Origin of the sequence: Heliomicrobium undosum, from assembly GCF_009877425.1 — a bacterium.
Lineage (GTDB): Bacteria > Bacillota > Desulfitobacteriia > Heliobacteriales > Heliobacteriaceae > Heliomicrobium > Heliomicrobium undosum.
Window position 1 is genome coordinate 66411 of the sequence record NZ_WXEY01000012.1, and the last position, 21059, is coordinate 87469.

At 59.0% G+C, this 21059-nt stretch carries 14 protein-coding genes, 1 pseudogene and 2 riboswitches; of the genes and pseudogenes, 13 read left to right on the forward strand and 2 right to left on the reverse strand.

Annotated features, from left to right (window positions below; translation table 11 throughout):
• Positions 1–246: 246 nt before the first annotated feature.
• Together GTO91_RS11680 and GTO91_RS11685 are read left to right on the forward strand one after the other, a co-directional pair.
• Positions 247–3996, forward strand: coding sequence for a chemotaxis protein CheB (locus GTO91_RS11680; protein ID WP_161258897.1), 3750 nt, complete (start codon positions 247–249; stop codon positions 3994–3996).
• A gap of 288 nt (positions 3997–4284) precedes the next feature.
• Positions 4285–4719 (forward strand): DUF4288 domain-containing protein, encoded by a 435-nt coding sequence (locus GTO91_RS11685; RefSeq protein WP_207709016.1) that lies wholly within the window; start codon positions 4285–4287, stop codon positions 4717–4719.
• A 195-nt stretch (positions 4720–4914) separates the two neighbouring features.
• Here GTO91_RS11685 and GTO91_RS11690 read toward each other — a convergent pair whose 3' ends face one another.
• Complete coding sequence (locus GTO91_RS11690; protein WP_328793790.1) at positions 4915–6375, reverse strand: long-chain-fatty-acid--CoA ligase; 1461 nt, start codon at positions 6373–6375, stop codon at positions 4915–4917.
• Between the two features lie 299 nt (positions 6376–6674).
• Between GTO91_RS11690 and hcp the strand changes: the two genes are divergently transcribed.
• Both hcp and GTO91_RS11700 read left to right on the forward strand, forming a co-directional pair.
• Entirely contained in the window at positions 6675–7958 is a 1284-nt protein-coding gene (gene hcp / locus GTO91_RS11695; RefSeq protein ID WP_161258898.1) for a hydroxylamine reductase, read from the forward strand.
• Positions 7959–8142: 184 nt separating this feature from the next.
• A riboswitch (cyclic di-AMP (ydaO/yuaA leader) is annotated at positions 8143–8280 on the forward strand.
• Positions 8281–8398: 118 nt separating this feature from the next.
• The gene (locus tag GTO91_RS11700) at positions 8399–10192 is read left to right on the forward strand and encodes a KamA family radical SAM protein (protein WP_161258899.1); all 1794 of its coding nucleotides are present in this window, start codon (positions 8399–8401) and stop codon (positions 10190–10192) included.
• 85 nt (positions 10193–10277) lie between these two features.
• Here the strand turns inward: GTO91_RS11700 and GTO91_RS11705 are convergent, their stop codons facing one another.
• Complete coding sequence (locus GTO91_RS11705; RefSeq protein WP_161258900.1) at positions 10278–11393, reverse strand: HD-GYP domain-containing protein; 1116 nt, start codon at positions 11391–11393, stop codon at positions 10278–10280.
• 468 nt (positions 11394–11861) lie between these two features.
• Positions 11862–11980: riboswitch (TPP riboswitch) on the forward strand.
• Positions 11981–12064: 84 nt separating this feature from the next.
• On the opposite strand from GTO91_RS11705, the gene thiC reads away from it, so the two are divergent.
• The 9 genes and pseudogenes from thiC to GTO91_RS18675 all read left to right on the forward strand — a co-directional run.
• Positions 12065–13375 (forward strand): phosphomethylpyrimidine synthase ThiC, encoded by a 1311-nt coding sequence (gene thiC / locus GTO91_RS11710; RefSeq protein ID WP_161258901.1) that lies wholly within the window; start codon positions 12065–12067, stop codon positions 13373–13375.
• A 55-nt stretch (positions 13376–13430) separates the two neighbouring features.
• A complete protein-coding gene (thiM, locus tag GTO91_RS11715) occupies positions 13431–14276 on the forward strand; it encodes a hydroxyethylthiazole kinase (protein ID WP_161258902.1) in 846 nt (281 codons plus the stop codon).
• Positions 14277–14320: 44 nt separating this feature from the next.
• A complete protein-coding gene (gene thiE, locus GTO91_RS11720; RefSeq protein ID WP_161258903.1) occupies positions 14321–14983 on the forward strand; it encodes a thiamine phosphate synthase in 663 nt (220 codons plus the stop codon).
• 55 nt (positions 14984–15038) lie between these two features.
• Positions 15039–16172 (forward strand): thiamine-phosphate kinase, encoded by a 1134-nt coding sequence (thiL, locus tag GTO91_RS11725; protein ID WP_161258904.1) that lies wholly within the window; start codon positions 15039–15041, stop codon positions 16170–16172.
• A 59-nt stretch (positions 16173–16231) separates the two neighbouring features.
• Positions 16232–17104, forward strand: coding sequence for a bifunctional hydroxymethylpyrimidine kinase/phosphomethylpyrimidine kinase (gene thiD, locus GTO91_RS11730; RefSeq protein WP_161258905.1), 873 nt, complete (start codon positions 16232–16234; stop codon positions 17102–17104).
• A gap of 302 nt (positions 17105–17406) precedes the next feature.
• Positions 17407–18522: a hydrogenase small subunit gene (locus GTO91_RS11735; RefSeq protein ID WP_161258906.1), complete on the forward strand. Its 1116-nt coding sequence runs from the start codon at positions 17407–17409 to the stop codon at positions 18520–18522.
• A 7-nt stretch (positions 18523–18529) separates the two neighbouring features.
• A complete protein-coding gene (locus GTO91_RS11740) occupies positions 18530–20266 on the forward strand; it encodes a nickel-dependent hydrogenase large subunit (RefSeq protein WP_161258907.1) in 1737 nt (578 codons plus the stop codon).
• Positions 20267–20279: 13 nt separating this feature from the next.
• Positions 20280–20963 (forward strand): Ni/Fe-hydrogenase, b-type cytochrome subunit, encoded by a 684-nt coding sequence (cybH, locus tag GTO91_RS11745; protein ID WP_161258908.1) that lies wholly within the window; start codon positions 20280–20282, stop codon positions 20961–20963.
• A gap of 20 nt (positions 20964–20983) precedes the next feature.
• Positions 20984–21059: pseudogene (locus tag GTO91_RS18675) on the forward strand (hypothetical protein); the annotation flags it as partial.

A 21059-nucleotide genomic window follows, 5' to 3' on the forward strand; every position in this document is an offset into this window, starting at 1 on the left:
TGGCATAGCATAATGACAGCATTAAGAATGTAAAGCCGTCGCCAAAAGGCGAGGCTTTTTTTTTCGAAACAGCAGGAAATTTCGCGCGGGAAAAGAATGGAATAAGCAAAGCGATTGAAATTACTATAACTATTTATAGGTCGGGAAGATAGTTGCTTCATCGCCGGGAAACCAAGCGCGTAAACATAGCAGTATATGGGTACCTCACCGGATGGCAGCCCCCGGGAATGAGGAGGCCGACACCGGATGGAAGAGAGAAACCAGGACAACGAACAAGCCTTATGGGTGCTGGCCATAGGCGCCTCAGCAGGCGGGTTGCGGGCCATCCAGGAAGTCCTCAACCGGCTGAGCCCGGACAAAAACCTCGCCGTCTTCGTCGTCCAACACCTGTCCCCCCGCTACCCCTCCCACTTGACGGCCATCCTGAAGCGCACATCCCTCATGGATGTGAAGGAGGCCGTCCAGGATGAGGTCATCTGCGGCGGGACGATTTACGTGGCCACGCCCAACCACCACCTGGTCCTGCACGGAAACCGGATCCATTTGGACGCCGAATCGGAAAAGGTGAAGTTCGCCCGTCCTTCCATTGACGTGCTCTTTGAGTCTGCCGCTGACGCCTTCGGCTCGCGGGTGATCGGCGTCGTTCTCTCGGGCACCGGTTCCGACGGCAGCAACGGCATCATCAGCATCAAGGAGCACGGCGGCTTCACTATCGCCCAGGATTCATCAAACAGCCACTACAACGCCATGCCCCAGAACGCCATCAACACGGGGGCCATTGACTTCGTGTTGCCCCTCAATGAGATCCCGAAGATTGTCTCTCAGATCCTCAAGGAACCGGAAACAGTGCGACGGGAACTCACCCTGGACGAACATATGGAAATCGCCGACATGCTGCGCCACCGGCTGAATGTGGATGTGATCAATTACCGGCGATCCACCTTCAAGCGGCGGGTGCGCAAGCGTATGTCCCAACTCCACTTTACGTCGGTGCAGGAGTATATCGAACACCTAAAGCAATATCCGGAAGAACTGGATGAACTGCACGACGACCTGCTGATCAACGTGACCCAGTTTTTGCGCGACGAGGCCGCTTATGAATCGTTGCGCGCCAACTGTTTGGAGCCGATGATCGCCCGGGCGAAGGACGGCGATACCCTGCGCGTCTGGTCGGTGGGCTGCTCGACCGGGGAAGAGGCCTACTCGGTCGCCTTCATGGTCGCCGATATGCTGGAGGAGTCGCAGAAAAAGCTCGAACTGAAAATCTACGCCACCGACCTCGACGAGGCGGCCATCCTGGAGGCGCGGCGCGGCCTCTACAATGAGTCCAAGGTGCGGAGCCTGCCGGAAGCCTACCGCGAAAAGTACATGATCGCCTGCGGCGATTTCTATAAAGTGAAAAAACACATCCGTTCCTGCGTCATCTTCGGCGTCCAGGATATCGTCCACTCGGCGCCGATCGCCAAGGTGGACCTGCTCATCTGCCGCAACCTGCTCATCTACTTTGAGAAGGAACTGCAGAAAAAAGTCCTGACCATGTTCCATTACGCCCTCAACCCAGGGGGCTTCCTTTTCCTGGGCAAGTCGGAGACCACGTCGGTCGTGCCGGAACTCTTCGATTTCGTCGACCGGCGCTGGAAAATCTACCGGGCCCGTCCCGTCCCCACGCGGCGCGTCCCCTACGTGCGCCCGCGCAACAGTTGGATGCAGTTGTCCGAAAGCGACAACCGGCTCAACCGCCGATTTGTGGCTGACAGCGTCTTGGAAAACCTGGCGGCGCCGGTGATCGCCCTCAACGAACAGATGAAGATCGTGCTCCTCAACCGCCGGGCCGATGAACTGCTCACCAATGACATCGCCGAGGCGGATAAAGCCGATCTGGAGCGGGAACCGCTTCTCTTTCAACTGCTCGATGCGACGATGCAGGCGGAGATGCAGGAGTGCTTTCAAAGCGGGCTCGTCCCGCCCTCGCGGGACATCAGCGCCGCCTGGCGCGAAATGCCGCGCCACTATGTGCTCTCCTTCCTCCTTGACGCCGACGAGGACCGCAAACCGGTCCTGATCCTCATCTTCACCCCCGTCATCCGCCGGACGGCAGGCCCCGTCCTCTTGACGGAGCGGGAGATGGACAGCATGGAAAAAGAGCTCTCCGACGCCCTCTCGCTGGCCGAAGAGTTGCAGTCGACCAACGAGGAGTTGGAGACGACCAACGAGGAACTGCAGGCGGCCAACGAGGAATTGGAGACGACCAACGAGGAACTGGAATCGGCCAACGAGGAACTGGAGACGACCAACGAAGAGCTCGAGGCGGCCAACGAGGAACTGGAGACGATCAACGAGGAACTGGAGGTCCGCACCCTCGAGTTGCTGGCCGTGTCGGCCTTGAAAAACAGCGTGCTGACGAGCATCAACGTGGCCGTCATCGCCATCGACCTGGAAGGCCGGGTGCTCGAATGGAACCCGGCGGCGACAAAGCTCTTCGACATCCCCAGCTACAAGGCCGTCAATCGCAACCTCTTCGGCTTGCAGGTGCCGCCCTTCTTCGAGGAACTGAAAACCCACCTGGAGCGGCTGATCGAAGGGGAGAACGAGACGGTCAGCCGGACCGTCATCCCCTGGCGGAACAAGTCCTTCAACGTCGATTACGTTCCCCTCCACAACGAGGAGCAACAGATCGTCGGCCTGTTGATCGTCGCCTACGACATCACCGAGCAGTACGAACTGCAGCGGCAGTTGCAGGCGGCCCTGAATACGGAGCGCAACCTCGCCGAGGAACTGGCGATGGCCAAATCGGATGCCGAACGGGCCAACCATATGAAGACGCGCTTCATCGCTGAGTTGTCCCATGACCTCCGAGGCTCGTTGAATGTGATCCTCGGCGTGACTCAACTGGGCGTGGAGACAACGAGCCAGTCGGCGCAGGAGGGGAAAACGTCTCAGGAGGGGAAATCGCTTCAGGAGAGGGAGGCGCTCCAAGAGGAGATTGCCACCTACTTCGATATGACCCGCAAAGCGGCCGACAACCTGAACAACCTGCTGACCCAGGTGCTGGAACTCTCCTCCATCGAGTTGGGGAAAAAGGCCGTCGAGAACAAGGTCTTCTCCATCCCCCAACTGGCCGACCAGGTGAGCGCTGTCATCGCCTACAAGTCGCGCCGTGCCCGGGTAGACTACATCGTCGACAACCAGGTGCCGCCGCGGCTCTTGGTGGAGAGCGACTTCGGCAAGCTCTGCCAGATCCTGCTCAACCTGCTCGACAACGCCGTCAAGTACTCCCAGGCCGGCGGCGAGGTGACCTTCCGCATCAGCCGGGACAGTGATCGGCTGCACCTGAACATCGCCGACCGGGGCATCGGGATGAGCCCGGAGACGGTGGCCCATATCTTCGACCCCTTCTACCGGGCCAAAGGTGTCGCCAAGATCACCGGCTCCGGTTTGGGGATGGCCATCACCCAGCAGTTGGTCCATACGCTCAAAGGGGAGATCTACGTCGAGTCCCGGGAAGGCGTGGGCACCACAGTCAACGTCGCAATGCCGGTCCGTTACCTGGAAATGCCGGCGGAAGCCGACGCCCAGGGCCCCATCGACATGGAACGGCTGAAAGGGAGCATAACCGGACGCCGCGTGCTGATTGTCGACGAAGACCCCACATCGATCCTGCTCCTCAGCCGCGTCGTCACCGTCCTGGGCGGCAAGCCTGCGGTGGCCCGGGGGATGGAGGAGGCCATCGTAGCGGCGGAGGCCCAACCGCCCGACCTGATCTTGACGGAAGCCGAGTTTCCCGACGGCCACGCCGCCGACATGATCAGCGCCATCGCCAAGACGATGGCGGCCAGCCCGCCGGTGATTCTGGTGACGAGCGACATCTTCCAGGTGAACCTGACTGGTCAGTGGCGGGCCTATGCCGATGAGTTGACGGCCAAACCGGTGGCGTTGAATGAGTTGTATGCCTGCCTGTGGCGGGTGTTGGAGAGGCCGGGCAATCGGATGGCGTGAAGGTTAGGTGAGGGTGAGCGTAAGGGTGAAGGGATGGGCGCCCTGATTATTAATTACTTATCGCAAGATTAGTAGAATCACGATCAGTGATTGCTTAAATTGCTAAAAAACGACAACATGAAGGCCCCCTGATGATAGTGTTCAATATCAGCAGGGGGCCTTCTCACTGATAACGTACGTCTTCTTAGAGAAACAGGATGGTTTGAATATTTACTTATAAAAGCATTGCTATTTAGTTAAATTTTTAAGTTTATAATATATGGTTAACAACTTTTGTAGGAGGTGGAGGTGAAATACTTGAAGACAATAATAAATGATGCTCAAAAGAACTGGTACGCTGTTAAAATATTGTTTGAATCAATACACTCTGGCACTGCCAATCTAGATAAAATTGATGAAGCTGATTACGATAGCAGTAAAAAACTCTATGAAGAAAGTATTATTCTAGTAGAAGCTGCAACAATCAAAAATGCATACGAGATTGCTGAAGAACAAGCTTATAGAACAGAGCACGAATACTTAAATACTTACGAACAGCTAGTGAAATGGAGGTTTGTAAAATTACTTCATGTTTTTGAACTAAATGATAATCAATTGAACAGTGGAACAGAAGTCTATTCGAGATTTATACATGCAAGAAAAGAGGATGACATCAAAGATATTATTAATCGTTATTATCCTGAAGCCCTAGATCCGAAAGAAGAACCTAAGCCGGACGGATGATAAGAGGGCGTGGAAAATACGCTGAACGTCGGTGAAGAGCATCCAGAACGTCGATGGCATCCCAAGAGAGATTTTCAGCAATTTTGGGGAAACAGGAGTAAAAGCCCGCCAATTGTGGCGAGCTTTTTTTGTGGGGTGAAGGTGTGGGGAACTACAGCGGGACTACAGAGAATGTAACTGGGTTTCATATATCCCTTACAGCGTCTTCAGTTCCTTCTTCAACACCTTGCCCGTGGCGTTCCTCGGCAAGGCCTCCAGTTCGACGATCTCCCGTGGCAATTTATAGGTGGCCAGGTTAGTCCGTAGGTAAGCCATTAGTTCCTTCCGGTTCAACTCGACGCCTTCCCTGACTACGACGAAGGCGCGAACCGCCTCCCCGCGCGTTTTGTCGGGCGTGCCGATCACAGCGGCCTCTTTCACGGACGGGTGGGCATAGAGGACCTCTTCGACTTCCCGCGGGTAGACGTTGAGGCCGCCAACGATGATCAGGTCCTTTTTCCGGTCGACGATGAAGATGTACCCCTCGTCATCCCTGTAGGCCAGATCGCCCGTGTAGAGCCAGCCATCGCGGATGGCCGTTGCAGTCTCCTGGGGCAGGCCGAAATAGCCGGACATGACGTTCGGCCCCTGGCAGATCAGTTCGCCCACCTCGCCGGGGGGCAGTTCCTGGCCTTCGGTGTCGACGATCTTGACGGAGACGGCGGCGATGGGAAGGCCGATGGAGCCCGGCTTCGTCCGTCCGACGGGGTTGAAGGTGACCACCGGCGACGCCTCGGAGAGGCCGTAACCCTCAACGATGGACTGGCCTGTTTTTTCTTTAAAACTGTTGAGCGTCTCGACAGGCAGGGAGGCGCCGCCGGAGACGAAGAGGCGGACGCCGGCCAGGTCCTCGGGCCGGGCAACGGAGGTGTAGATCCCGTACATGGCCGGCACGCCGGTGACGACGTTGACGTCGTGCGCTTGGATCAAAGCCAGTGCTTCCTTGGGCTGGAAGGCCTCCATGATCGTGATCGTCGCGCCGTTAAGCAGCGCTGTTGTGACGCAGCAGGTCCAGGCAAAGCTGTGGAACATGGGCAGCACACAGAGGTAGTTATCCGATTCGGCGGCATGGATCGTCTCCGTATAGGAACGGGCGTTGCTGACCAGGTTGCGGTGGGAGAGGATGGCGCCCTTCGGTCGACCCGTCGTCCCGGAGGTGTAGAGGATGACGCAGGGATCCTCGGCGGTGAGGACCGCATCAGGTACGGGGAGGTCGCCGTAGGCGGGCGCCTCTTCCCGCAATGCCGATAGCAGGTGCTGGGCCGGCAGGTCGCTGTCGTTCAACTCGGCGCTGGCCAGTTCCAGGGCGCGGTCGGTGACGACGTGGCGGGAACCGGCGTCACTGAGGATGTAGCCGATTTCCCTCGGGCGGAACATGATGTTGAGGGGGATGACGACGGCGCCGAGGCTGGCGATGGCCATGTAGGCGAAGATGAAATCGGCCGAGTTGCGGCAAAAGAGGCCAACCCGTTCGCCGGGGCGCACGCCGCGGGCGTAGAGGCAGCGGCGGTAGCGGTCGACCGTCTCCTGGAGGGTGGCGTAACTGTAACGGCCGTTCTTTTCAATGAGGGCCGTTTTTTCCGGAGTGCCCTGCCGGATCAGTTCGTGGACGAGCACAGGGAGATCCCTCTTTCCATATAAGATTGCCTGAAAGGGCCTTTGCCGGAACGCTTCGGCGGGCACGCAGCGTCTCGGTATCTCGTCATCTCGACGGCTCCGAGACTGTTGGCCCTAACCGAAAGCAAATGCGCCCCTTTGCGTTTTGTATCCATAACTCTATCACCGGGCCATCAGCGCCGCAATGTCCGCAGACATATTTTTTGTCCAAGTGTGATCAATATCACAGATTCATCGCAGAAGGCAAGTTATTATATAAGTAAGTTACTAAGTTATAAAAACGAAAGGGGAACTGGACCATGTTCTGTTACCAGTGCTCGCAAACCGTCAAAGGCGGTTGCACGAAGATCGGCGTCTGCGGCAAGAATGAGGATATCGCCAGCCTCCAGGATACAATCATCTTCGGCCTCAAAGGCGTCGCCGCCTATGCGACCCACGCCCGCGAACTGGGCTACAGCGACCCTGAGGTGGACGCCATCACCCAGGAGGCCCTCTATTCGACGCTGACCAACTCCAACTTCAATCTCGGCGAGCATGTGGCCATGGCCCTGAAGGTGGGCACGGCCACCGTCAAGGTGATGGACCTGCTCGACCGCGCCCATACAGACAAGTTCGGCATCCCTGTCCCCATCGCCGTCTCCTCTGACAAGGTGGAGGGCAAGTCCATCCTCGTCACCGGCCACAACCTGCACGCTCTGCTCGAACTGCTCAAGCAGACCGAAGGCAAGGGCATCAACATCTACACCCACTCGGAGATGTTGCCGGCTCACGGCTACCCGGAACTGAAAAAGTACGCCCACCTGAAGGGCAATGTGGGCAAAGCCTGGCACGACCAGCGCAAGCTCTTTGAATCCTTCCCCGGCGCCATCCTGGGAACAACCAACTGTGTCATGCCCATCCGCGGTTCCTACAGCGACCGCATGTGGACCTACGGCTGCGCCGGTCTGGAAGGCGTGCCCAAGATCGTCAATGACGACTTCTCGGCGCTGATCGAAAAGGCCCTCTCCCTGCCGGAAGCCAACTGGGAGTCGGACAAGACGATGACGACCGGTTTCCACCATGTGAACGTGCTGGCTCTGGCGCCCCAGATCATCGAAGCCGTCAAAGCCGGCAAGATCCGCCGCTTCTTCGTCATCGCCGGTTGCGACGCCCCGATCAAAGAGCAGGAGTACTATCGCGAACTCGCCCTGGCTGTGCCGAAGGACTGTGTCATCATCACCACCTCCTGCGGTAAGTTCCGCTTCAATGACATCGACTTCGGCGACATCGACGGCATCCCCCGCTACATCGACCTGGGCCAGTGCAACAACTCCGGTTCGGCTGTCAAAATCGCCCTGGCCCTGGCCGACGCCTTCGGCTGCGGCGTCAACGACCTGCCCCTGTCGATTGTGCTCAGTTGGTTCGAGCAGAAGGCCTGCGCCATCCTCCTCGGCCTCTTCAGCCTCGGCGTGAAAAACATCTACCTGGGCGGCCGGGCGCCCGAATTCCTGACGGGCAACGTAGTCGACGTGCTGGTGCAGAACTTCGGCCTCAACCTGATTGGCGACGTGGAAGCGGATCTGAAGAAGATGCTCGGCGAATAAAAAGGGATACCCGGCAAGGGTTACCAGTGAATAGGGAACCCCTGCGACAGAATCCCCACAAGGGAACTTCGGACACGGAACAAAGAAGCGGTCCTCCACCAAAGGGGGCCGCTTTCCGTTTTTTGGGGAAATTGGTGTACTTTCAGAGAATTCTTTGATATACTGTATACGATAACAACATACGCCCACGAGAACGCTTAATTCCTGGCATGCCAGGGAGCGGGGGAACCAATTTTTGGGGTGAATCCGGCCGTTGCGCCGGTAGGGTGAGCAATCCACCCGAATCCGTCAGCTAACTTCGTCAGCGTGGATGGTACGTTGGGGCGCAACAGTCTGCACCATTTTGTTCAGGCTCTTATTTCATTGCGCGTTAAAGCCCCGGCTCTCCAGGCCGAGGGCTTTTTCTCTTTAAACTGGACAACAAAGAGGAGGATGGCATGATGGATCGTACTGCCCTTTTGCGACCCCCTGAAGCTGCCCATGAGGGGGAACTCCTGCGGGCATTGGAGCGCTTCTGGGGGGAGAACCTGATTTTTTTTGAACTGCTCTGCCACAGCCGGACCCTCGATGAGGCCAGGGAACGGGCCTTCAATTACTTGGTTGACTTTGAACGAAAAATCCTCCATTCCCGGGCGCCTGTGGCGCCGGCGGAACGAGCGCTCAGCCGGAAGGCGATCCAGGTGTTAAAAAACACCTTTGCCCGCCGCAACGAGGAACTGACCCATGAAAGCGCCCTGAAAGTTCTTTTTCAGTTGGCCCATGGGGAAACGGTAGCCGCCTCCGAGGCTTTTGTGGAGGAGATGCGCCATCTTTTCCTGGCAATGAAAGAGAAATCAGGGCTTTATGAAACGCAGGCGGTTGTGACGCCGGGGCGGGATGGGCGGCTGAGCCGGTTGGGCCGGCAGGTGCTCGAGCAGGTCGAACGGTACGCCCACGGCTTGCGGAACGATGTCATCGAGCGCCGGGAGGCCGACCGCCGGCGGTTTCTCGACCATTTCGGGGCGACGATGGAGGAATGGAATGACTGGCGCTGGCAGTGCCGCCATGTGATCCGCGACGCCGGCGCTTTGCAGGCACTGGTCGATCTCACCGACGAGGAGCGGGCAGCCATCGAGCTTGCCCGGTCAGAAGGGATCGCCTTCGGGGTCACCCCTTACTATGTGATGTTGATGGATCGGGAACCCCACCGGCGTTTTGACCATGCCGTGCGCGCCCAGGTGTTGCCACCGATGGACTATGTGGAAGGCATCTTGGCGGGAAAAGGGGACCCCTCCAAGAGTTTCGACTTCATGGGCGAAGGGGACACGTCGCCGGAACGGCTGATCACCCGTCGCTACCCCATGATCGCCATCTTAAAGCCCTACAACACCTGCGCCCAGATCTGCGTCTACTGCCAGCGCAATTGGGAGATCGACGATGTCCTCTCGCCGAAGGCGGCGGCCTCCGAGGACAAGATGAGCAAAGCCCTGGCCTGGTTCCGCCAGCACCCGGAAGTGGAAGAGGTGCTGATCACCGGCGGCGATCCCGGCATCATGTCCGACGGAGCGCTCAAAAAAGTGCTCGATGCCGTCTGCGCCTTCGATCATATCCGGCGCATCCGCATCGGCACCCGGACACCGGTCGTTCTGCCCATGCGCATCACCGAGGCCTTCGCCGATCTGCTGGCATCGTACCGGATTCCGGGACGGCGGGAAGTGGTCGTCATGACCCACTTCGAACACCCTTACGAGGTGACGCCCGAGGCGGCTGAAGCCGTGCAGCGCTTGCGCCGGCGCGGCCTGCCCGTCTACAACCAGGGCGTCTTTACGCTGGAAAACGCCCGGCGCTTCGAGATGGCGGCGCTGCGCAGGTTGTTGCGCTTGATTGGCGTTGACCCCTACTATACCTTCAACGCCAAAGGCAAGGAGGAAACGCGCGCCTACCGGGTTCCCATCGCCCGCCTGCTCCAGGAGCAGGCCGAGGAGGCGCGACTCATGCCCGGTCTGAACCGGTCCGATGAAGCCGTCTTCAACATCCCCCGCCTCGGAAAAAACTACCTGCGCGCCGGCCAGGATCATGAGGTGATCATGGTCGACAGCCGGGGGCGGCGGATCTACGAGTTTTACCCTTGGGATATGCCGTCCGACCCACAGCCATTCCTGTTCACCGATGTTGCCATCCAGGATTTCTTGCATGCCTTGGCGCAGCGGGGGGAGGCGCCTGAGGCGTACCGGAGCATCTGGTATTACTATTAGGCGGATCGAATGACTCAGCCAAAAACGCTTCGACCAAAGAAGTGAGTCGAAGAATAGAGCCCCGGCGATTTGCCGAGGCTCTTCTTTATTTTGCTTCCTGGTAGTGAGGCGTCGTCAACTCCCGCACATGCTCTTCGAAAAGCACCTTGTCGATGAAGACGGTCAGGTGGCGGGTCAGGTCCATCTCATAGGGCCGCTTCAAAGGGAGCCCATCGGCGTCGTAGAGAAGTCGAATGACGGGGCGGCTTTGAAAGGCCTTGTTCACGTCGACGACGACGCCGATATCGCCGGTGTTCAGTTGAACAGTGCTGCCGATGGGGTAGATGGCGATGTTCTGCAGGAAGATCTGGGAGATGCGCGGGTCCAGTTCGCGGCAACTGGCCGCCAGGATGATCTCATGGGCCTGGTAGGGGAGGTAGCCCTTCCGGTAAACCCGATCGGCCACCAAGGCGTCGTACATGTCGGCGATGGCGACGATGCGGGCGTACTCGTGGATCTCCTCGCCTTTCAGTTGGCGCGGGTACCCGGAGCCGTCAAAGCGTTCCTGGTGCTGGAAGGCCACATGGGCGGCCGCCAGGGAAAACTCCGATTGATGACGGATGATCTCGAAGCCGTATTCGCAGTGCCGGCGGATCTCTGTAAACTCCTCCGGGGTCAGACGCCCAGGCTTGTTCAGCACCTCATGGGGGATCAGCATCTTGCCGATATCATGGAGGATGGCGCCGCAGGCGAGGTCGTACAGTTCCAGTTCGTTATATCCCATGGCGATGCCCGTCAATACGGACAGCACACAAACGTTGACTGAATGCCCAAACGTATAGTCGTCAAAGGTGCGGATGTCGGCCACGTGATACATGACATGGCGGTTGCGCAGCACCTCGTCGATGATGGCCGAGGTGGCCGTCTTGACGGCAACCGGTTCGAGACCCTTATCGGCGTGCAGTTGGACCCGGGCGAAGGAGTGGCGGATCGTCTGCACCGCAGCGAGGCGAACCTGCTCGCTGAGGACGTCGGGCACCGTCAGATCGCCGATCACCTGGTCCTTGATCAGCACTGCCGGAACCCCCAGTTCCTTGAGACGGCGGATGAAGGGCGTGGACAGGGTGATACCGGCGCCGAGCAAGGTTCGCCCGTCGGCGCTATAGATGCTGCGCGCCAGGATCATGCCCGGCTCAACAGAGTCGATGGAAACTTTTCTCAACCGGGCCGCCCCCTTCTGTCATGGCGTCGATGCAAAACGGAAGACAAGGGCCTCAACACAAGCACCGTAAAGATTATGTAACGCAAGCCCCGAAACAGGCCCCAAAACAAGCGCCTCTTCGGTTCCGCAGATGGCCCCAAGCCTGTCGGCAGGCGTCAGCAAAGACTTGAGAAAGCTGGGAAAAAAGGTGCAAGAAAAGGTTGGAGTGCCTCTTCTAGGGATCGATTTCAAATATTTCGCCCCCGACAGACAAAAATCCTGCCCGTTTGCGTGGGAAGGTGATAGGAAATCGTGATCTTAACAAAAGGCGCTCCCAATGTTGCCCACCAATAAACCAAGAGCGATGGAGCGGTTCACAGCAATTAGCAAATGATGCTTTGACTATGGCGGGGCCGATTTGGATGGGAAAAGGAATATCCCTGTTCTTGTCGAATAGAACCAATAGCAGGCAATCGCCAACTTCATAAGGTTTACCGCTAGGGGAGCCTGGACGATGCCCGGGCTGAGAGGGCGCCGGCGACAGCGGCGTCGACCCTTTGCACCTGATCTGGAGGAATGCCAGCGGAGGAAAGCGGATAACGCGAGTTTTTAGCGCGCGTATTCCCTTCCTGAATTCGGGAAGGGATTTCTTTATCCGCGCAGGGCAGAATCAAACGAGGAGGAGAATCGCAATGCAGCGAGGCAGACATTATGGAACGCAGATGGAAAGGGCTCTGCGAGGGGAAATCACGCCCGAGATGGTTCAGGTGGCCGAATCGGAGGGGTGGCAACCGGAAGCGCTGATGGCGGAGATCGCCGCCGGGCGGATCGTCATTCCGGCCAACAACCGCCGTCCCCGCGAGTCCTACTGCGGTGTGGGCCGGGGCCTGCGGACGAAGGTCAACGCCAACATCGGCACCTCGAAGGGAACATCGGGCATCGAGTTTGAAAAGCGCAAGCTGGACATCAGCATCGAGTGCGGCGCAGACGCTGTGATGGACCTGAGCACCGGTCCCGACATCGACGGCGTGCGCCGGGCGCTCATCGACGGCTGCCCCATCGCCTTCGGCACCGTGCCCATCTACCAGGCCACCGTGGAGGCCCAGGAGATGAAGGGCGCCATCATCAACATGACCGAGGAGGATATCCTGCGGGGCGTTCAGAAGCAGGCTGAAGATGGCGTCGATTTCATGACCATCCACTGTGGCCTGACGATGGAGGCTGTGGAGCGGTTGCGCAAGCACCCCCGCATCGCCGATATCGTCTCCCGCGGGGGCTCCTTCCTCACCGGTTGGATGCTCCACCACCAGCGCCAGAATCCCTTTTACGCGCAGTTCGATCGCATCCTGGAGATCGCCCAGGAGTATGACATCACCCTGAGCCTCGGTGACGCGCTGCGGCCCGGCTGCATCGCCGACGCTACCGACCGGGGCCAGGTGCAGGAACTGATGATCCTCGGCGAACTGGTCCAGCGCTGCCGCGCCGCCGGCGTGCAGGTGATCGTCGAAGGTCCCGGCCATGTGCCCATGGACCAAGTGGAAATGAACATCAAATTGCAGAAGCGGCTCTGTGAAGAAGCGCCCTTCTACGTGCTCGGGCCCCTCGTCACCGATGTGGCCCCCGGCTATGACCACATCACGTCGGCCATCGGCGGCGCCATCGCGGCGGCAGCCGGCGCCGACTTCCTCTGCTATGTGACGCCGGCGGAGCACCTGGGTCTTCCCGATGAGCAGGATGTCCGCCAGGGCGTCATCGCCTCCCGCATCGCCGGCCATGCCGCTGACCTGGCGAAGGGCATCAAAGGGGCCATGGACTGGGACAAAGCGATGGGCAAAGCCCGCAAGGATCTCGACTGGGGTGAACAGCGCCGTCTGGCGATGGATCCGACGGCCTTTGACAAGCACCCGCACACGCGCGACAAGACCGGCTGCTCCATGTGTGGTCCCTACTGCGCCATGCGCATCGTCAGCGATTACCTGGGGAGACCGGCAGGTTCCTGCTAGCAGTGTACGCCTGTTGTGTGCTTTCTTTGGGGAAGAGTCCGGAGGAGGAATTTCGATGCCTGCCCAGGTTCGCGCTTGCCTGACAGGGAAACTGGCGATCATGCGGGAGAGACGCCCGCTGGTTCACCACCTGACGAACTATGTAACGGTCAATGACTGCGCGAATATGGTCCTGGCGACAGGGGCGTCGCCGGTGATGGCCCATGCGCCGGAAGAGGTGGCCGAACTGGCTTCCATCGCCGGGGCGCTCGTCCTCAACATTGGCACTCTCACCTTGCCATGGATCGAGTCGATGATCGTAGCCGGGAAGGCGGCCAATGCCGCCGGCGCGCCGGTCATCCTCGATCCGGTGGGCGCCGGCGCTACGCGGCTGCGCACCGAATCGTGCCTGCGCATCCTGGAATCAGTGAAGGTGGCTGTCGTCCGGGCGAATGCGGCGGAAGCGGCCGTATTGGCTGGACTGGATGGGGAAGTGAAGGGTGTCGACGCCGTCAGCGGCGATGCCCGCGCTGCCGCTCAGGCGCTGGCACGGCGCTTCGGCGTCGTCGCCGCCGTGACCGGCGTTGTCGATTATGTTTCAGATGGGCAGCGGACCGTGAAGATCGAAAACGGCGACGCCTGGATGGCGCGTCTGACGGGAACAGGGTGCATGGCCTCGTCGGTGACCGGCTGTTTCTGCGCCGTCGAAAAGGCTCCCCTCGCGGCGGCTGCTGCGGCGCTGGCCTTCTACGGGGCAGCCGGGGAGATCGCCGCCGGACGGTCGCCTTTAGAGGAGGCCGGGCCGACTTGGCCGGAACCGCGGGGGCCGATGAGTTTCAAAACGGCTTTCTTTGACGCCGTGTACCGGTTGGATGGTGAGCGGGCCGCGCGGATGGCCAGGGCAAGTGAGTTTTTGAAGTGAAATAATGGGGGGACGATCCCGTGCCGGAGCAAGGCGGAGGGTCGGTGTTTCATTCGGTTTTTCATAAAGACGTCCCCTGGGTCTACTTGGTGACAGACCGGCGCGCCTGTGGCGGCCGGTCCTTTTTCCATCAGGTCGAGGCGGCGCTGCGCGGCGGGGTGAACCTGGTTCAGTACCGGGAGAAGGCGGCGGGAACGCGGCAGATGGTCGAAGAGGCGCGGGCGCTGCGTGATCTCTGCCGCCGCTATGGCGCGCTGTTCGTCATCAACGACCGGCTCGATGTGGCCCTGGCTGTCAATGCCCCGGCCGTTCATCTGGGGCAGGAGGATATGCCGCTGGCAGAGGCGCGGCGCATCCTCGGTCCTGATGTCTGCATCGGTATTTCCGCTTCATCGGTGGAAGAAGCCGTCGCCGCCGAACAGGCCGGGGCCGACTATATCGGCGCCAGCGCCGTCTTCACGACACCGACGAAGGCAGAGGCGCCGGGCATCGGCCTGAAGGGGATGGCAGCCATCTGCCGGGCTGTCTCCATCCCTGTCGTGGGCATCGGCGGCCTCCATGCCGGCAATGCCGCTTCCGTTGTGGCAGCGGGTGGGCGAGGTGTGGCTGTCGTCTCCGCGATCATGGGCGCTGACGATCCGGAGCAGGCGGCAAGGGAACTGGCCGGGGAAGTGGCGCGGGCATATGCCGCTTCTAAAGGGTGCTAGCGGTGCGGCTTGCGAGATTAATCCGAAACGGAAAGGCAGAAAGCGGGGGAGGCGTGTGGACGAAAAGCGACAAGCGGGGACATCCTTGGCATCTGTTGGCGAGTTCGGCCTGATTGGACGGTTGGCCCAGGCATGGCAGGGCGCCGCCCCCTGTGGAATTGCCCACGGAAATCTTGGAGGCTTATCCCCGGTCATCCCACCGGAGGGATTGCGCTTGGGGATCGGCGATGACGCTGCTGTGATCGACGTGCCGGGCGGAAAACCCCTGCTGGTCACAACCGACATGCTGGTCGAGGGCGTGCACTTTCTCTGGTCGCCGGAACGGCGGCGCTTGCTCGGTCGTAAAGCGCTGGCTGTCAACATCAGCGACATCGCCGCCATGGGCGGCGTCCCGGCGTGGGCCTTTCTCTCCATCGGCGTTCCCGCCGGCGCAAACGTGGAGGAAGTGGAAGAGTTGTACGCCGGCATGGGAGAAATGGCGGCGCGTTTCGGTGTCGCGCTCGCCGGCGGCGATACGGTCCGTTCCGACAAGTGGGTGATCAACGTGACGCTGCTCGGCCTAGCGACGAAAGCGCCCATCGGCCGGAGCGGGGGAAGACCGGGGGACTTGATCCTGGTGACGGGCACGGTGGGCGATTCGGCTGCGGGACTGCACCTTTTGCTTTCGGAAGAGTCGATGATGGCGGCTGGGAAAGGCGCGAGTGAGAGCAATGAAGCCCATATTAGCGAAGCCGACCGTCAGGCTCTGCTGTTGCGGCACCTGGATCCCACGCCCCGTGTGGCGGAAGCGATGGCGCTCGTCGTTCACGGCGGGGTCACGGCCATGATGGATGTCAGCGACGGGGTGAGCAGCGAGGTCCACCACCTTTGCCGAAACGCGGGCTGCGGCGCCCGCATCGATCTGGCGAATCTGCCGATCAGTCCGGCGGCACGCCGGTTAGCGCGGAGGGAAGGACGCGAGGTGTTTGCCTGGGCGCTTTCCGGCGGTGAGGATTACGAACTGATCTTCACGGCGCCGGAAGAACGTGTCCCCGGATTGATCGATCATGTGCGCCGGGAGACGGGAACTGATGTGACCGTGATAGGACGACTGACCGACGGAGCGGCAGGGATCATGGCCGTCTATCCCGCAGAAAAGGGCGGCGAAGCGGTTCCCTTAGCGGCGAAAGGCTACAATCATTTTCGATAGTGTTCATCGATGGGCCATTTTTTTAGCCATAATATTTGGGTTGAGGAACGGGATCGCGCATGAAACTGCCCAAGGTAGTAACGATTGCCGGATCTGATCCGAGCGGCGGCGCCGGCATCCAGGCGGACCTCAAGGTTCTGACGCAGTTCGGCGTCTACGGCGGCGCAGCCGTCACGGCGCTGACGCGCCAGACGAGCGCCGGTGTGCTGGGGCTCTTTCCCTTGCCTGCCGAATGGGTGCTGGAACAGGTCCGCGATGTCCTGTGGGATCTGCGTCCGCCGGTGGTGAAGACGGGCATGCTGCAACAACCGGGCGTGATCGGCGGCTTGGGTCGTCTATGGGGCGAGTATGTCCGGGAATACGGAAAAACAGGGGCGCATGTTCCATATATCTCTCCGTCGGCTGAGCCTGTCCCATCCGCTCCCGTGCTCGTCGTTGATCCGGTTCTAAGTTCAGGCACAGGCGTGAGTCTATTGGCCGGAGGCGGATTAGAGGCCTTCCGGGAGGACCTGTTGCCTGTGACCACCGTGCTGACCCCCAATGTGCCGGAAGCGGAGGCATTGACCGGAATCGCCATTCGAGACAGCGACGATATGGTCGGCGCGGCGGAAAGACTCCTTCAATTCGGCGTACAGTGGGTGCTCCTGAAGGGCGGTCATCTTCCCGAGTGGGAGGGCGTCCGGATTGCCGACCTGCTGATCAGCCGGGAGGAACGGCGCTGGCTGTGGGGACAACGGGTGCCGGGGGCTGATCTGCATGGTACCGGCTGTTCCTTGGCGTCCGCGCTGGCCGCCTGCCTCGCCCTGGGCCTTCCCGTGCCGGAGGCGGCTGCCAGGGCTGTCGAATGGTTGCGCCAGCGGATCGGCAGTCCCTTGTTTGTTGGTCAGGGACGGGGCGTGGTCTGTCAGAAGCTTGAGAGACAAAGGGAATAGGGAAAGAACTGAAAAAAGCACCAGAAAAAACGATGGCCCGGACACTGATCCGGGCTATTCTGTGTGTCCCACCGGAGAGGAGATGGGCTTCCTCTTTGCAGTTGAACGGTGAAAAGGATAACTTGAACAAGAAGCGGTAAAGTACTTGTCGGATCATTCCATTGACATGTAAGATAAGTGTAAAGAACTGCAACTAGGCGTCGACGAAGTTTCCTTCGTGCCAAGTGGACAAGGCAAAAAACAATGGGAACCTTGTTCGCTGTTTTGTCAGAAAAGACCGAATATTGGGGGGTGGGCGTTTGATGGCATCACAGGATTCATTTTATCAGTACCTCCGGAACCGAGGCGTCAGCCGCCGGGATTTTATCAAGTTCTGTACCGTGATGGCGGCATCTCTCGGTCTGGATCCAGGAGCGACAGGCGCCATTGCCGAAGCCCTTGAAACGAAAAGGCGCATGCCGGTCATCTGGCGCAATTTTCAAGAATGCACCTGTTGCACCGAGTCCTTCATCCGGACACAACACCCCAAGGCGTCGGACATCATCATGACCATGATCTCCCTCGATTATCATGAGACCCTCATGGTCGCCGCCGGCCACCAGGCCGAAGAAGCTGTCGCCAAGGCGATAGAAGATAACAGGGGCAATTACATACTGGCCGTCGAAGGGGCGATCCCTGTCAAAGATGGCGGGATTTATTGCTGCATCGCCGGTCGACCGGCCGTCGACGTGCTCAAAGAAGAAGCGAAGCACGCCAAAGCGATCATCGCCTGGGGTTCCTGCGCCGTCAACGGCTGTGTGCAAGCGGCGAAACCCAACCCCACCGGGGCCGTGCCGGTCCAGGACATCATCAAGGACAAGCCGATTATCAATGTTCCCGGTTGTCCGGCCATCGCCGAAGTCATGGCTGGCGTCATCACCCATGTGCTTACCTTCGAACGGTTGCCGGAACTAGACAGCCAAGGCCGACCCAAGGTCTTCTACGGTCATCGCATTCACGACAAGTGCAACCGCCGGGCGTACTTCGACGCCGGGATGTTTGTGGAAAACTTCGATGACCAGGGCGCCAAAGAGGGCTGGTGTCTCTACAAGATGGGCTGCAAAGGCCCCAATACATACAATTCCTGCTCCAACCTTGAGTGGAACGGCGGTCTGAGCTATCCCATCAAGTCCGGCCACCCTTGCATCGGCTGTTCGGAGTTTGGATTCTGGGACAATAACGGTGGAAAGTCCATGTATAACCACCTGTCAGAAGTGCCCGGTCTGAAAATCGGGGTCAATGTGGACACCTTCGGCGCCGCTGCCGTCGGGGCTGCCATCGCTGGAGCCGCCGTTCATGCCGGATTATCGGCCGTCACAAAGAAGCAACTGGATAAACAAGAAAATGAAAAAAACTGCAAAAACAAAATAGAGGGGTGAAGCGAGCGTGGCTGAACGGATTGTTGTCGATCCCATTACCCGGATCGAAGGTCACCTGCGTGTCGAAGCCAAGGTGGAAGGCGGAAAAATCATTGATGCGGCCAGCACCGGCACCATGATTCGGGGCATTGAAATCATCGCCCGGGATCGGGATCCCCGTGATGTCTGGGCGCTTGTCCAACGTATCTGCGGCGTTTGCACCACCACCCATGCCCTTACCTCGATCCGGGCGGTGGAAGACGCCTTACAGATTCGCGTCCCGAAAAATGCCGAACTGATCAGAAAGATTATGTTGGCGGTCATCCATATTCACGATCACGTCGTTCACTTCTATCATCTCCATGCGCCGGATTGGGTTGACGTCCCCAACGCGCTGCAGGCTGATCCGATGCGGACAGCCGAATTGGCGCAGAGCATCTCCCGCTGGCCCAAGTCGACGGCCGGCTACTTCCGCGATGTGCAAGACAAATTGAAGGCTTTCGTGTCCAATGGTCAACTTGGCATCTTTGCCAACGCCTATTGGGGGCATCCCGCCTATAAACTGCCGCCAGAGGCCAACCTGATGGCTGTGGCTCACTACCTGGAAGCGCTCGACTGGCAGAAAGAGATCGTCAAAATCCACACCGTCTTCGGCGGCAAAAATCCGCATCCGAATTATCTGGTCGGCGGCATGGCCTCGGCCATCAACATCGACGGCGACAACGCGATCAATATTGAACGATTCAACCTTGTCAGCAAGCTCATCGACGAAGCCCTGGAATTTGTACTGGAGGTCTACCTGCCCGATCTGCTTGCCATTGCCTCGTTTTATAAAGATACGGCCGCCTATGGCGGCGGTTTGGGCAACTACCTTTGCTTCGGCGATTTTTCCACAGCCCCGAACAACGACCCTTCGGGATTTCTCCTGCCCCGAGGCGCCATTCTCAACAAAAACCTCTCAGAAGTGCTTGACGTCGATCCCCGTGATCCCCAACAGATCCTGGAGTACACGGATCATTCCTGGTACGAGAATTCGAAGAACGGTCTCCATCCCTGGGAAGGAGAGACTAGCCTCAAATACACCGGTCCGAAGACGCCCTATAAGACCCTGGATGAGACCGGCTCCTTCGATAAACCCTACTCCTGGGTCAAATCGCCCCGTTGGAAAGGGCATGCCATGGAAGTGGGGCCGCTGGCGCGGATGCTCGTGGGCTATGCTAAGAAAGATGCGCCTTCCCATGCCTTCATCAAGGACGAGATAGACAAGGCCCTTGGGGGTCTCGGTGTCGGCGTCGAGGCGCTCTTCTCCACACTGGGAAGGACGGCGGCTCGCGGCATCGAGTCGAAGCTCTGCGCCGTGTGGCTGAAGCAGTTTTTCAATGAATTGATCGCCAATGTCAAAGCGGGAGACCAGAAGACCTTTAATCAAGAAAAATGGGAACCCTCCACATGGCCGAAAGAGAGCAAGGGTGTGGGACTGACAGAAGCGCCCCGGGGCGCTTTGAGCCACTGGGTGCACATCAAAGACGGCAAGGTTGCCAACTATCAGTGTGTCGTGCCTAGCACATGGAACGCTTCTCCGAAGGATCTGAAAGGCCAACATGGCGCCTATGAGGCCTCTCTGCTGGGTGTTCCCATGGCCAAGGCAGACCAGCCTGTGGAATTGTTGCGGACGATTCACTCCTTTGATCCTTGTCTTGCTTGCGCCGCCCACATCATCGATACGGAAACCCAGCAAACGACAAAGGTGGAAATCCTGCGCTAAGGAGGGGAGTGGCATGAGGGATACGAAAAACCTCAAATGCCTGAACACGGTGTACGTGTGGGAATTGCCGGTGCGCATCTATCATTGGATAAATGCCCTTTGTATCGTCCTGTTGATGGTGTCGGGCCTCTATATCGGCAACCCGATGCTCCGGCCGGCCGTGGTTACCGGTGAAGCGGCCACCCACTTTTTCATGGGTTATGCCTTCGTGATCCACATCGCTGCCGGCTACGTCTTCATCGCCAACTACCTGTTCCGCCTCTATTGGGCCTTCGTTGGCAACGAGTATGCCCGCAGCCACCACTGGCCCTGGCAAAAGGCATTCTGGCTGGAGTTCATCGATGTGCTGTTGAGCTACCTCTTCTTGAAGCACCATGAAGACGAACACCTGGGTCATAACCCGGTAGCCAATCTGGCCTACTTCGGCTTCATCATGGTGGGATCGGTGTTTATGGCGCTGACGGGATTTGCCATGTATGGAGAACTCCACCCGAACGGTTTCTTTGGCAATTTACAGTGGGTCTTTCAAGTCCTCGGCCCCAGTTACACCATCCACATGCTGCACCGCCTGATGGCTTGGGGGATCGTCGGCTTTGTGGTCGTTCACCTCTATCTGTCTCTGCGCCATGACATGTTCGCCCGAAATGGCACCTTGTCATCCATGGTGAGCGGGTATAAGTTTCGCTGCGAAGAATGAAATAAACCGCCGGTTTTGTCTTCGGTTGGGAGAAGGCGCGGTATTCTTTGATCGCCTACTTCGTCGTGATGAACACCATTGATGTAATTCTTCGAT